Annotated in this window: 12 protein-coding genes; 9 read left to right on the top strand and 3 right to left on the bottom strand. The window is 67.5% G+C overall.

Annotation, left to right across the window (positions count from 1 at the left end; genetic code table 11):
• The first annotated feature begins 78 nt into the window (after positions 1-78).
• Positions 79-1,245 (top strand): hypothetical protein, encoded by a 1,167-nt coding sequence (locus RH858_RS03875; protein WP_310561160.1) that lies wholly within the window; start codon positions 79-81, stop codon positions 1,243-1,245.
• A gap of 98 nt (positions 1,246-1,343) precedes the next feature.
• On the opposite strand, the gene RH858_RS03870 is transcribed toward RH858_RS03875, so the two are convergent.
• The gene (locus RH858_RS03870) at positions 1,344-1,709 is read right to left on the bottom strand and encodes a DUF5830 family protein (protein WP_259535244.1); all 366 of its coding nucleotides are present in this window, start codon (positions 1,707-1,709) and stop codon (positions 1,344-1,346) included.
• 134 nt (positions 1,710-1,843) lie between these two features.
• On the opposite strand from RH858_RS03870, the gene RH858_RS03865 reads away from it, so the two are divergent.
• The gene (locus RH858_RS03865; protein WP_259535245.1) at positions 1,844-2,491 is read left to right on the top strand and encodes a VTT domain-containing protein; all 648 of its coding nucleotides are present in this window, start codon (positions 1,844-1,846) and stop codon (positions 2,489-2,491) included.
• Positions 2,492-2,537: 46 nt separating this feature from the next.
• Here RH858_RS03865 and RH858_RS03860 read toward each other — a convergent pair whose 3' ends face one another.
• Positions 2,538-3,467 (bottom strand): alpha/beta hydrolase, encoded by a 930-nt coding sequence (locus RH858_RS03860; protein WP_259535246.1) that lies wholly within the window; start codon positions 3,465-3,467, stop codon positions 2,538-2,540.
• 174 nt (positions 3,468-3,641) lie between these two features.
• Between RH858_RS03860 and RH858_RS03855 the strand changes: the two genes are divergently transcribed.
• From RH858_RS03855 to RH858_RS03825, 7 genes are all read left to right on the top strand, one after another.
• Positions 3,642-4,052, top strand: a complete 411-nt coding sequence (locus tag RH858_RS03855) for an SHOCT domain-containing protein (RefSeq protein WP_259535247.1) — start codon at positions 3,642-3,644, stop codon at positions 4,050-4,052.
• Between the two features lie 84 nt (positions 4,053-4,136).
• On the top strand, positions 4,137-5,144 hold the full coding sequence (locus RH858_RS03850; RefSeq protein ID WP_259535248.1) for an AIR synthase-related protein: 1,008 nt from the start codon (positions 4,137-4,139) through the stop codon (positions 5,142-5,144).
• Positions 5,145-5,486: 342 nt separating this feature from the next.
• Positions 5,487-6,956 carry a heme o synthase gene (locus tag RH858_RS03845; protein WP_310561159.1) on the top strand — a complete coding sequence of 490 codons (1,470 nt, stop codon included), beginning with the start codon at positions 5,487-5,489 and terminating at the stop codon, positions 6,954-6,956.
• A gap of 74 nt (positions 6,957-7,030) precedes the next feature.
• Positions 7,031-8,029: an ABC transporter ATP-binding protein gene (locus tag RH858_RS03840; RefSeq protein ID WP_259535250.1), complete on the top strand. Its 999-nt coding sequence runs from the start codon at positions 7,031-7,033 to the stop codon at positions 8,027-8,029.
• Entirely contained in the window at positions 8,026-8,808 is a 783-nt protein-coding gene (locus RH858_RS03835; RefSeq protein ID WP_259535251.1) for an ABC transporter permease, read from the top strand. Before RH858_RS03840 ends, RH858_RS03835 begins: the two co-directional genes overlap by 4 nt.
• 34 nt (positions 8,809-8,842) lie before the next feature.
• Positions 8,843-9,499, top strand: a complete 657-nt coding sequence (locus RH858_RS03830; RefSeq protein ID WP_259535252.1) for a bifunctional 4-hydroxy-2-oxoglutarate aldolase/2-dehydro-3-deoxy-phosphogluconate aldolase — start codon at positions 8,843-8,845, stop codon at positions 9,497-9,499.
• A gap of 70 nt (positions 9,500-9,569) precedes the next feature.
• The gene (locus RH858_RS03825) at positions 9,570-10,199 is read left to right on the top strand and encodes a class I SAM-dependent methyltransferase (RefSeq protein ID WP_259535253.1); all 630 of its coding nucleotides are present in this window, start codon (positions 9,570-9,572) and stop codon (positions 10,197-10,199) included.
• Positions 10,200-10,386: 187 nt separating this feature from the next.
• On the opposite strand, the gene RH858_RS03820 is transcribed toward RH858_RS03825, so the two are convergent.
• On the bottom strand, positions 10,387-12,771 hold the full coding sequence (locus tag RH858_RS03820) for a DEAD/DEAH box helicase (RefSeq protein ID WP_310561158.1): 2,385 nt from the start codon (positions 12,769-12,771) through the stop codon (positions 10,387-10,389).
• Positions 12,772-12,849: the final 78 nt, after the last annotated feature.

Below are 12,849 nucleotides of genomic sequence, written 5' to 3'. Positions count from 1 at the left end.
CGCCACGTGGGTCCCGATCCAGCCCGTTCGACCGTCGATCCCGCGGATTTATATCGCATGGGGGACACGTCGGAGGTGATGAGTCTGCCCGAGACACTCGCGACACGTCTGGACGACGAGGAGGCCGTCGCGACGGTCCCGCTGGGCGGCGACGACCGGCTCGTCGTGACGCCGTCTCGGACCCTCGTTTACCGTGCGGAGGGGTTGCTCTCCGACGAATCAGTCGAGGAGTATCCCCACGGGGCGGAACGTCTCACGGTCTCGCAGGGGCGACGGAAAGCGAAGCTCACCTTCGATTACGGGCTCGACGGCGAACGGACCGTCTCGATTCCGGCAAAACGGCTCGAGGACGCGCTTCACCCGGTGCTCGCGGGGACGCTCAGCGCGGCTGGAATCACGGATCCGGGGGAATCCGCGCTTCGCACCTTCCGGTTCAGCGAACTGACGCTGATAATCACCAGCGACCGGGTCGTCAAACACGTCGGCACCGCCGTGTGGGACGACGACTACGAGGAGTTCCACTACGACGACGTCACCGACCTGGGGTTCGAGGAAGGATCGGTCGCGACGTCGGTCGTCTTGACCGTCGATGGCCGACAGCAGCGGTTCAAGGCGCCCAACGAGCAGGCGCGGGCCGTCCAGGAGACGCTCGTGGACGCGCTGTGTGATCACTACGATGTCGCCAGCCTCGAGGAGTTCCGACTCGCGGTCGAACCGGAGGAGGAAGGCGGGAAGGAGACGACCGATCCGACAGACTTCGGCGAAGGTCCGGATCCCCTCTCGGCGGAACCGGCCGAAGTCGACGCTGCCGACGACGCAACGACCGTCTCGGAGGGGGCCACGGCGGCGGACGCGGTCTCCTCGGGTTCCGACGCGACGGGCACCGGCCCGGAGTCGAGGGGAGACGGTCCCTCTGGCACCGAACACGCCGCCGCTGTCGACGACGCGATCGACGACGTCCTCTCCGCCGCCGAATCCGGTGAGTCGGCGTCGAAGCCCGGGGACAGAGAACACGCCGGAACCGGTGCAGCGCCGGACGCGACGGCTGCCTCCGGGACAGATTCCGAAAGCGATAATGGGTTCGAAGGAACCTTCGAGCCCGCACGCGCCGCCGACGGCGATTTCCAACAGCTCATCGAGGAGGTCGAAACGCTGCAGGAGACGGTCGAACGGCAAGGCGAGCGTCTCGATCGACAGTCACAGCTCATCGAGCAGTTGATCGAAGAACTCCGCCGCGGACGGTAGTGCAGTGCCGTCGCGTGCCGTCGCATCCTGTCGCGTGCCGTCGCATCCTGTCGCGTGCCGTCGCATCCTGTCGCGTGCCGTCCCGTCTCGTTTGCGTCTCATTCGCGTCCCAGCACTTTTCTGACACAGGAGGAGCCGAACGGGCCGAGCTCTCCGGCGTCGAACCGGACGAAGTGACCGTTCGTGATCGAGGCCCCACACCGTCTGCACTCGAACTCCCCGTCCCGCTGGATCACCTGGCTTTCGAACCTGACGAACGTCCCGCCGCGTCGGACCCGGATCCGTCCGTCCTCGCGGTCGATCAGTCCGCGCCGATCGGCGGTGTCGAGGATCTCTCGAGTGAGCGACGGGCTCGTCGTGATCGTCTCGATCCGGTCGACGACCGCCGACATCGGGAGGTCCTCGTCCTCGAGGCTGGCAAGTAGCTCGAGACCGAGTTCCCGTTTGCGCTCGCGCTCGCTCACGTCGCCACGTTGTCCGGGGGGCACAATAACGGTTTCCGCAACCGTCCGTTCGCGGCCGGTCGTCCCCGTTTCGATCCGCGGGCGATCACAAAGCGTTTGTCCGGAAGGCCGGGAACAACGGTCGAGAACGGATCGTGAACCGTCGTCGGATCGCACTCGGAACTGCCGTGCTCGTCGTCGTCCTCGTGGGAGCGTGGACCACCTCCCCGGAGCGTGCGCTGTCGGCGCTCGTCTGGCTCGCCGACCGTCCGATCGCGTTCGGCACCCTCCTGCTTGTGGTCGCGGTCGTCCGACCGTTTCTCGCGTGGCCGACCACGCCGCTTGCGATCGCTGCGGGATACGGTTACGGCCTGTGGGGAGTTCCGATCGGCGTCGGGCTGCTCACGCTGACGGCAGTACCGCCGTACCTCCTCGCGATCCGGACGGTTCCCGACGGACGGTTCTCGGCGGCCGGGGCTCGCCTCGTCGACGCGGGCGGCGGGATCCGGACCGTGACTGCCAGCCGACTGCTCCCGGCGCCTTCCGACGTGATCACAGTCGCGTGTGGCGCCGCCCGGGTCCCGCCGCGTCCGTTCCTCGTGGGGACGGCCGCCGGAGAACTTCCCTGGGTGATCGCCGGCGTCCTGATCGGGGTCTCCGCGGAGTCGCTGCTGGCCGACGGGCTGGTTCTCGACTGGCGGTTCGTCGCCGGTCTCGCGCTCCTGGGCGTCCTGTTGCTCGCGGGACCGGTGTATCGGACGTATCGTGGCGACCCCTCACCGGCGGGAAGTTCCGAAGGGTAGCCCGAAATCGCCGAGATGCTGCGCTCGCGACCCACTTCCGTGGCCGCTACTCGCGGGCGACCCGCGTGAACGCGTCGAGGTGGTCCCGGATCTCGTCGGCGACGGCGACCGGCTCCTCGTGGTGGACCCAGTGGGTCGCGTCCTCGTGGGTTTTCAATCGCCCGTCAGCACAGTATTCGAGGCTCTCTCTGGCCATTTCGCGTTCCAGATACTGGTCCCGGGCGCCCCAGATTACGAGCGTCTCCGGTTCGACGCGTGCGGTCTCCGGCCGGGGACGGTCGCGCCCGACCGCCCGGTACCAGTTCACCATCGCGGTGAACGCTCCCGGGCGACTCCAGGCTCGCCGATACCGACGAAAATCGACCGGAGAGAACGTCCCGGGGAGGCTGCTCTTTTGCATCCCCCGCACGATGAGCCGCCAGTTTCCGGCGCGGGCGACCGCTTCCGGGACTCGGGGAACCTGAAACCCGAGGATGTACCAGCTTCGGAGCCGCTGGCTCCAGCTTTCCCCGAGCCTTCGATACATGACTGAGGGATGTGGGGCGTTGACGGCCACGAGCGAGGAGACACGCTCGGGTCGGTGCATCGCGAGCCACCAGCCGACCGCCGCGCCCCAGTCGTGACCGACGATCCCCGCGGATTCACAGCCGTGCGCCTCGACGATGTCGGCCACGTCGGCGGCGAGTTCGTCGATGTGGTACGGCCACACGCCGGACGGTTTTTCGCTTCTGTTGTATCCCCGCTGGTCCGGGACGACGACCCGGTACCCCGCGTTCGCGAGCGGCGCGATCGCCTCGCGCCATCCGTACCAGAACTCCGGAAAGCCGTGTAACAACACGACGAGTGGGCCCTCCGACGGCCCGGCGCGAACGGCGTGCAGCTTCGCCCCGCTCGTTCGGATCCGGACCGACTCTCCGGGTACCTCCGGCGGGATCTCCGGGAGGTCGTCCCCGCTCGCTGTCCCGTCTCCGGACATGGCCGAATCTACGTCCGCCCCGGATTTATATATCCTGCCGGCAGGAGTCCGGCCGTCCGTTTTCGATTCGAAAGCCAATCCGGGGAAATCTTACGGAAACAAAACTTTCCGGTCCACGATAGCCTCGACCGACCAACGAAAAGGGGGAAAAAACCCGACAGCGTATCTGTATCCATGAGCGACAACGGTTTGCTACGAACGCTGCTTCTGGTGGGGGTGGTGCTTCTTTTCGCCCCCCTTCTGCTCGGCTGGTTGTTCACGTTCGGCGGATCGACGATGATGGGTGGTGGGATGATGGCGTTCGGGGCACCGATGTTCGGCGGGTGGCTGCTGTTTGTCGCGCTGGTGCTCGGTGCCGGGTACCTCCTTTTGAGCGGCCGGGAAACGGGAGCAGAGGAGCCGGCGGATCGGACTGCTCGGACGCGAGATCGCGAGAACACAGACGACGAGGCGCTCGCGACGCTCCGGGACCGATACGCACGCGGCGACCTCGGCGACGAGGAGTTCGAACGAAAGGTTGAGGCACTGTTGGAGACGGAGTCGCCCGAAGACGCCCGCGATCGGATCCGGGATCGGGAGCGGTGAACCGCCCCGGGGTCGGCGTCGCGTGGGCGTCGTATCGAGCCAGGTGCAAAGCGTACAAATCCGGTCCCTGCGTCCGTCGAATTGATGCCGGATACCGGAAAGGTCGACCGCGAGTTCTTCGAGACGCAGATCGAACCGAAGCTGGGCGCAACGCGGGACGACGTTGCACTCGGGCCGAAACACGGTGTCGATTTCGGGGTCGTTACCGTCGAGGACACTGCCGTCGTGACGGCGACTGACCCGGTGTCGATCCTCCCCCAACTCGGCTTTCGGCGCGCCGGCCGGTTCGCGGTTCGGATCGTCCTCTCGGACGTCGCCGTCTCGGGACTGCCTCCTTCGCATCTCTCGATCGCGTTCACGCTTCCCCCGTCGATGACCGACGGGGAGTTCGCGCAGGTCTGGGACGCCGTCCACGAGGAGTGCAGCGATCTGGGCGTAAGCGTCGTCACCGGACACACGGCCAGATACGAGGGATGTTCGTACCCCTGGGTCGGCGGCGCGACCGCGATGGCGGTCGGAGATCCCGAAGGGATCGTTCGTCCCGACGGCGCACGCCCCGGGGACGACCTTCTCGTCACCCGCGGACCGGCGGTCGAGGCAGCCGGCCTGCTGTCGTCGCTGTTTCCCGACGAGGTCGACGTCGACGAGTCGACGCTTGCAACCGTTCAGTCCGGGCTGGACGATCTGGACGCGGTTCGGGACGCGGCGACGGCGGCCGCCGCCGGTCGGGTGACAGCGATGCACGACGTCACCGAGGGAGGGCTCGTCGGTGCACTCCACGAGATCACCGAAAGCGGCGACGTCCGAATCGCATTCGACACCGACGCGGTGCCCACACAGTCACCTGTTCTGAAAACGTGTGAGGCGCTCGGGATGGATCCGTGGCGTGCGACGAGTGCGGGGACGCTCCTGATCGCGGTCGATCCGGAGGACACCGACCGCGTGGTCGAGGCGCTCCGGGAACGGGACACCCCGGTCGGGGTCGCTGGGCGGGTGGAAGCCGGCAGCGGCGTCGTTATCGACGGCGAGGAGATCCCCCCGCCGGATGGTGACGCGTCGTGGCCGGTGTACGAGCGACTTCTCGAGGGATAGGGATCCTCGAATCGTGTCGTTGTCGGTTATTTATTTTGCTTTAACATTCGGAAAAAAGCGTCATTCCTTTCAGTTTCCGGGCACTACTTTTCGGTGCCGGACGGTTCACGCCGTTCCACGCGCCGCCCGACATGCGTGGTCGCCCACCTCTCGCTCGGACGCTTCCCCAGCGTCCGGCGACACCCCCCAACGCGCGGATCATCCCCCCGACGCCGCGCACCCTGCCACCGTCCACGCCTGGATTTTCCGGCGCGGCGGCACCGGACCGCTCCGGTCGTTTTTCGGACGCGTCGGATACACGGTCCCGAGCTTCGAATCGGCCGACGGGGCCGCGGAACATATATGTGGAACGCGCCCTACGTGCGGATAGTGACCCGTTTCCCTTCGATCTCCCTTCCCGGACTGTTGGCCGCGACAGCGATGGGCGTGTATCTCTTGCTGGTTGCCGGCGCGGTTACGGCAGTGACGGATGCGGCGTCCGCCTGTATGGCGTGGCCGGCCTGTGGGGACGGATTGAGCCTTCCGACGACGACCGACGGTTGGGTCGCGGTCGGTCACCGACTGGCGGCGGTCGTCGTCGGGATCGTGCTCCTGGGGACGACGGTTCTCGCGTGGCGACGCGGTGTCGAACGCCGCGTCATGGCAGCACTCGGGGTCGCACTCGCGTTGTACCCGATCCAGGCCGGGATCGGCGCAGTCGTGGCGGTCGCCGGCGCGAACGCTCCCCTGTCCGTGATCCACCTCGTAGTCGGCGTCCTCATTTTTGCGAGTACGCTCGCAGCACTTGCGTGGCGGCTCGAGATCCTGACCGGTCACGACGAGGACACCGACACGGGTGGAGTCGACACGCCCGGACTCGTCTCGACGGACGGTTCGGGGGCTCCCCCGGCAGACGGTGGGGGTATGAAAGCGTCGAAGCGACCGGAGCTACCGACCTCGTCGATCGTCCGCGTGAAACTCACCGTGCGGGCGTACTACAGCCTGATGAAGCCCCGGCTGATGTGGTTGCTGTGTCTGGTCGCCGCCGCCGCGATGGCGCTTGCAGGTGGCCCCGGCTTCACGCCGAGCACCGTCGTGGCGACGCTCGGCGGTGGCGCGCTCGCGATCGGCGCCTCGGGAACGTTCAATCACGTTCTCGAGCGGGACGTCGACAGACGGATGCAGCGAACGAGCGACAGGCCGCTCGCGATCGACCTGATTCCGATCCGCAACGCGGTGGCGTTCGGGCTCGTTCTGGCGACAGCCTCGCTCGTGCTGTTCGCGTGGGTAAACCTGCTCGCGGCGGCGCTTGGACTCGTCGCGATCCTGTTTTACAGCGTGATCTACACGCTGGTGTTGAAGCCCAACACGGTCCAGAACACGGTCATCGGTGGCGCCGCCGGGGCACTGCCGGCGCTCATCGGCTGGGCGGCGGTCACCGGCGAGATCGGTCTCGGCGGGGTGCTGCTCGCGACGTTGATCTTCGCGTGGACGCCCGCCCACTTCTACAATCTCGCGCTGGCGTACAAGGAGGACTACGCCCGCGGCGGCTTCCCGATGATGCCGGTGGTTCGCGGCGAGACGGCCACGCGGAGACACATCGTCTGGTATCTGGGCGCCACACTCGTGGTGGCGGCCGTCCTGGCGGCGTGGACCGACCTGGGGTGGCTGTTCGCTGCGACGACTGTCGGCGTCGGGGGCGTGTTCCTGTGGGCCGTGATCCGGCTCCACTTCGAACGCACCGAAAAAGCCGCGTTCCGTGCGTTTCACGCCTCGAACGCGTATCTGGGGCTCGCGTTGCTCGCAGTGCTTTTCGACGCGACCCTGTTTTGACCGACGTTCGCATGCGAGGCTCGATCCCCGGATCGAAAAGGAACGCTTAGGGCCGTCGCTGGCTTTCGGAGGGTATGGACGCGGCGCTCGTCGCCGAGGACGTACGCAAGCGGTACGGCGAGACCACGGCGCTTTCGGGGGTCTCCCTGTCGGTCGACGGAGGCGAGGTGTTCGGGCTCATCGGCCCGAACGGCGCGGGAAAGACGACGCTCGTGCGGGCGCTTTCGGGAACGATCCGGTACGACGGTTCGATAACCGTCCTCGGCGACCGCCCCACCGAAGTCAGCCGCCAGCGGATCGGGCTCCTCCCGCAGTCGTTTTCTCCACCCGCCCGACTCACGGCCCGCGAGTTGATCGGCTACTACGCGGGGCTCTACAAAAGTCCACGGCAGGTGGGGGAGGTCCTCGCCGACGTCGGACTCGAAGACGCCGCCGACACCTGGTACGAGAACCTCTCGGGGGGACAGCGTCGCCGAACCTGTGTCGGGACCGCGCTGGTGAACGATCCGGACGTGCTGTTCCTCGACGAGCCGACGACGTCGATCGATCCCGCCGGCCGTCGGTCGCTGTGGAGCCTGATCGACAGGCTCGCGGAAGGCGGGACCACTGTCTTCCTCACGAGTCACTCGATGGCGGAGGTCGAGCGGCTCGCCGACAGGGTCGGGATGCTTCGGGACGGCGAACTCGTGGCTGCCGGTACGCCGGCGTCGCTGATCGCCGAGTACGGCGGCCGGAGCCGGCTGGTCGTCCGTGGCACTGTGGCACCGAGCGACATCACCGACGCTCTCGCCGACGCGACCGGCTTCGAGGTTACGGCCGCCGGCGGGAACGTCGTGTTCTCCGGCGTGACGCCGGCCGACATCCCGGCTGCAGTCGACGCCCTGGAGTCGGCGGGCGCGAGCTACGAGTCGTTGACCTGGACGGAACCTTCCCTCGAAGACGTGTATCTCTCCTTGACTGGGGAATCGTTCGAGGGACGGCGGGCCCCTGGCGCGGGAATCGCCGTCGACGGTTCGGCGACGGCGACACCGGAGATTGAACCGACCGTCTCCGCCGACGGGGGGGACGAATGACCGATCGACCCGGGCGCGTCGGGAGTCGAGTTCGACGCGTCCGAGCCGAGTCGCTCGCCGCCTGGCGCTCGTTTTTCCGGCGGCGCACCGCGGTGTTTTTTACGTTCCTCTTTCCGGCACTTCTGGTGTTGATCTTCGGGGCGCTCATCCAGACGCAGTCGGCCGACGGCGGGCTGTTCGCGGAGCCTGCGGGCTTTTACGTTCCGGGGTACGTCGTCACGGTGGTCCTGTTTACCCCACTTTCGCGCATCGGTAGCGAGGTCGCCCGCCACCGCGAGGACAACCGGTTCGAGAAACTCGCGACGACGCCGCTGTCCCGGGCGGAGTGGCTGTTTTCTCACACCATGGTCAACGTGTTGATCATCGTCGCGGCGAGCCTCCTCATCCTGGTTCTGGTCGTCGGACTTACCGGTGCGGCGATCCCACTATCCGGGCAGCTTGTGGTTTTGCTCCCCTTCGTCGCGTTCGCGTCTGCGCTGTTCTGTGGGGTCGGCGCTGTCCTCGGCCGAATCACCGACTCGCGCGACGGCGCGATCGCCGCCTCGAACGGCATCGCGTTCCCACTTTTGTTCCTCTCGGAGGCGTTCGTGAGCGGCGAGATGTTCCCCGCCTGGATCCTCCCGATCGTCGAGCACTCGCCGGTCACCTACTTCGCCCGGGGCGTGCGGGCGATCACGTTCGATCCGACGATGTCCTGGAAGCCGGAGCTCGCGGTCGTGATCGGGCTCGCGGTCGTCGCCTTCGCTGTCGGGGCGTACGCGATCCCCCGCACCGACTGATACTTTTATTCCGGTGCTCGCCCGACACCGGGACATGGCTCACGAGACCGACGAATCGCTGGGGACGTTCGAAGCGCTGCGGGAAAGCGGCGTCGTGGCGGTCATGCGCGGCGGGGATCCGGACACGGTGATCGACACCGTCGACGCGCTGGTGGCCGGCGGGGTGACCGCCATCGAGATCACCGCCGACACCGACGGCGCGAGCGACCTCATCGCGGAGGTGAACGCGAGCGTTCCGGAGGCGGTCGTCGGCGCGGGGACGGTTCTCGATTCGGAGACTGCCCGGGCCTGCCTGCTTGCCGGTGCGGAGTTCGTCGTCTCACCGTCGCTGCATGCCGATGTGATCGAGACGGCGAACCGCTACGGCGCGCTGGTCGCGCCCGGGATCATGACGCCGACGGAGGCGATCCGCGGCTACGAGGCCGGCGCCGACCTGGTGAAGGTGTTCCCGGCGTCGACGCTCGGCCCGGGGCACCTGTCGTCGATGAAGGGCCCGCTCGGACAGATCCCGATGATGCCCACCGGCGGAGTCGATCTCGACAACGTCGCCGACTTCGTCGAGGCCGGGGCGGTCTGCGTCGGGGCCGGAAGCTCGCTCGTGGACTACGACGCAGTCGAACGGGGCGACCCGGAGTCGATCACGGAGACGGCCCGGGAGTTCCGCGAGCGGATCGAGGCGGCACGGGAGTAGGCTCCGGAAAATATCCGTCGTGAGTAGTTTCCGTCAACTACAATACCTGGCAACCACGTGCTGTCGTAGCATGGTAGAGAAGGACGCCGTTCGTCGCGGATACGACGAGGTGGCCGAGGCGTTCGCCGCCTGGCGCTCGTTCGACGACGAGGAACGGGAGATATTCGAGGAGTTCCTCGACTCGCTTCCGCCGGGCTCGTCGGTACTCGACGCCGGCTGTGGCCAGGGGACGCCGATCTTGCGAGCGCTCGCGGAGCGGACGTCCGAGTCGCCGCCGATCGGACTCGATGTCTCGGCCGTACAGTTGGATCTGGCGTCCGAACGGGTCCCCGAGGCGACCCTGATACAGGGCGATTTCACCCAGCTTCCCCTCCCGGAGTCGTCGGTCGACGGGCTGGTCGCCTTCCACTCGCTGATTCACGTCCCGGCGGACCAGCACCGGCGGGCCATCGAGGAGTTCGCACGCGTCGTCCGTCCGGGCGGTCGAGTACTCCTCTCGGAGGGCACCGAACCGTGGCGTGGAAAAAACCCCGACTGGCTCGAGACGGGCGCGGAGATGCAGTGGCACATCGCCGGCGCACGGACGACCAGAGAGCAGCTCCGGGATGTGGGACTCGCGATCGAGAACGAATGGACGACCGGCGACGTCCTGGTGGAGGGCGAGTCGTGGACCTTCTTCGAGGCCGTGCTGCCGGAGTGACGCCACATCCGCTGGAGGTGAAACTGTCCCTGGAACACTTACCGGGGAGACGGGATCCCGTCGGCGACTTTTTAAGTAGGATCCGGGTGGTATAGAAGGGTTAGTCGTGCTCGACGAACACGGCGAGGGATCCGTGAAGGGGGCGAGACGGGTTTCGTGGAGTCGCAGCCGTCACCGACCCTGCCCACTAGAGATCCAACTGCGTCCCGACCAGCTTACTCAAAAGCAACGCGGCGGGCTCGGGCGCGAGCGGTTCGTTCGCGTTGCCGCAGTGGGGCGACTGCACGCACGCGGGACAGCCGTCCTCGCAGCCGCAGCCGTCGATCAGGCGCGCGGTTCGCTCGAATAGCGATTCGGCGACGTCGAACCCCCGCCGGGTGAGGCCGACACCGCCGGGGTACCCGTCGTAGACGAACACTGTCGCACGGTCGGTGTGGGGGTGACACGGCGTCGAGAGCCCGCCGACGTCCGCCCGGTCACAGAGAAACGCAAGCGGGAAAAGCGAGATCACGCCGTGTTCGGCGGCGTGGATCCCGCCCGCGAGCGCCCACTCGCCGTTCGTCCCGCCCGCGTCGCCGGCGTCTCCGGTACCGAATGCACGCATATCTTGCTCCACGTCCGGCGGCACCGTCACGTACAGCCCGGTCGTCGACAGCGTCGTCTCCGGCAGGTCGAGGTCGACCCGCCCCAACGGCTCCCCGGTGGAGCCGTCCCGGCGCTCGTAGCCGGTCACCCGCTCGGTGACGGTGAGATCCGCAAATCGGACGGTCGTCTCCGGCCGGGCCGGGAGGGGTCGTCGTTTCCGGTCCTCGTCGACGACGATCGTCTTGTCCGTGAGCACCCGGGTGTAGTAGTCCGCCCACGTCGGGGTGAGCTCGGCGACGTCGCGATCGAGATCCAGCTCCGCCACCTCGTAGGTCTCCCCCTGGTGGTGGTAGATCGCGCCGGGATGGGCGTCACGGAGCGCGTCCGAAAACCCCAGTGAGGCGATGACCTCCCCGTCCCGCCGATCGAGCAGGTCCACCTCCCGGTCGTCGATCGTCCGGAGGCTCATCCCGTGCTGGGGGCTTCCGTCCCCGTCGAAGAGCCACCGGAGCCCGGCGTCGGTCTCCCGCCGCGAGAGCGTTCCCGCCGCTTCCAGGTCGCTGACGACGTCCGGGAACGATTCCCCGAAATACGCCTCGTCGTCGGGCGACAGCCAGTTCTCGGTTGCGGCACAGGGAACGTGATTCCGGAGCAGTCGCCCGTTCTCGGGATCCGTGATCGCCTCCTCCGGATCGCCGTCGAACAGCTCGTTCGGATGACCCATCAGGTACTGGTCGAGCTGATCCTCGCCGGCGACCATGACGACTGCCGCCGGCTCCGATCCCCTGCCGGCACGGCCGGCTCGCTGGAACGTCTCCATCCGGGTTCCGGGGTACCCATCGAGGATCACCGCGTCGAGCCCGCCGACGTCGACGCCGAGTTCGAGCGCGTTCGTCGACCAGACGCCCCGGATCTCGCCAGCGTCGAGCTGCCGTTCGATCGATCTGCGACGGTCGCCCCGCAGCGACCCCTGATACGCCTGGACCGCCCCCGCCAGGTCGTGGTGTCCTCGCTCTCGCAGCTCCCGTGTGCTCTCCTGGGCGTACCGTTCGGCGGTCTGGCGCGCCCGGGTAAACGACAGCGTCTGGTGGCCGCGGACGAGCAGGTCGACGAACAGCCGCATCGACTCGACGTGGCTCGACCGCCTGCGGCCGCTGTCTCCGGGTGTCCGGTCACTCCAGTCTGCGTCGTACTCCGGCGGGTTCCAGAGGATCCAGTGGCGTGGACCCCGACCGGAGGCGTCGGTGTCGACCAGCCGGAACCCCTCGGCCGGTCGGCCAGTCACCCGCGAGGCGTGTTCGACCGGGTTGCCGATCGTCGCCGAACAGCAGACGAACTGCGGGTCCGAACCGAACCGTTCACACAGCCGCCGGAGCCGTCGGAGCGTCAACGCCATCTGGGAACCGAACACGCCCCGGTAGCTGTGGACTTCGTCGACGACGACCAGCTCCAGCGAGGAGAACAGCCACTCCCACAGCCGGTGGGCGTGGGGCAACAGCGCGTAGTGGACCATATCGGGGTTCGAAAGCAGCACCGTCGGCCGCCGATCGCGAACCTCGCGCTTTTCGGTTTTCGAGAGGCGTCCGGTGTACTGGTCGACGGAAACTCGGGAACCGAACCCGAGCCCCCGGGCCAGTTCCGACAGTGTTTCCAGCTGATCGGCGATCAGGGCGTTCTGTGGGCCGAGATACAGCGTCCGCCCGCCGTGATCCATCGCGCGCTCGAACGCCGGCACCGTGTACGCGAGCGACTTCCCGCTCGCCGTCTCGGTCGCGAGCACGACGTCGTACCCCTTTCGGATCTCCTCGATAGCGTCCGCCTGGTGGGCGTACAGCGAAGCGATCCCTCGCTCCGCGAGGGCGCTCTCGAGCCGTGGCTCCAGGTCGAGGTCGGAAAACTGCGGGTCGCGTGCCGGGCGCCGCTCGTGGGCGACGATCTGTCCCTCGTAGTACGGTCGGTCCCGGAGCCAGGAAAGGAGATCGTCCACGGTACTCGTCGGCGTTGCCGGCGCCTAACAGTTGTGGTCGGTGGTAGACGGAAACGTGTCCGGCCGAAAAGCGGCGTC

It is taken from the genome of Halalkaliarchaeum sp. AArc-GB, from assembly GCF_031432225.1.
Taxonomy (GTDB): domain Archaea; phylum Halobacteriota; class Halobacteria; order Halobacteriales; family Haloferacaceae; genus Halalkaliarchaeum.
The sequence above is the reverse complement of the archived record's forward strand: the minus strand, read 5'-3'. Positions and strand labels throughout refer to the sequence as shown.

What these genes read in the sequence shown, in the direction of transcription:
- RH858_RS03830 (WP_259535252.1), top strand. Translation starts at nt 8,843, where the DNA reads ATGGCTCACGAGACCGACGAATCGCTGGGGACGTTCGAAGCGCTGCGG.
- RH858_RS03850 (WP_259535248.1), top strand. Translation starts at nt 4,137, where the DNA reads ATGCCGGATACCGGAAAGGTCGACCGCGAGTTCTTCGAGACGCAGATC.
- RH858_RS03845 (WP_310561159.1), top strand. Translation starts at nt 5,487, where the DNA reads ATGTGGAACGCGCCCTACGTGCGGATAGTGACCCGTTTCCCTTCGATC.
- RH858_RS03855 (WP_259535247.1), top strand. Translation starts at nt 3,642, where the DNA reads ATGAGCGACAACGGTTTGCTACGAACGCTGCTTCTGGTGGGGGTGGTG.
- RH858_RS03875 (WP_310561160.1), top strand. Translation starts at nt 79, where the DNA reads ATGAGTCTGCCCGAGACACTCGCGACACGTCTGGACGACGAGGAGGCC.
- RH858_RS03835 (WP_259535251.1), top strand. Translation starts at nt 8,026, where the DNA reads ATGACCGATCGACCCGGGCGCGTCGGGAGTCGAGTTCGACGCGTCCGA.
- RH858_RS03860 (WP_259535246.1), bottom strand. Translation starts at nt 3,467, where the DNA reads ATGTCCGGAGACGGGACAGCGAGCGGGGACGACCTCCCGGAGATCCCG.
- RH858_RS03825 (WP_259535253.1), top strand. Translation starts at nt 9,570, where the DNA reads ATGGTAGAGAAGGACGCCGTTCGTCGCGGATACGACGAGGTGGCCGAG.
- RH858_RS03840 (WP_259535250.1), top strand. Translation starts at nt 7,031, where the DNA reads ATGGACGCGGCGCTCGTCGCCGAGGACGTACGCAAGCGGTACGGCGAG.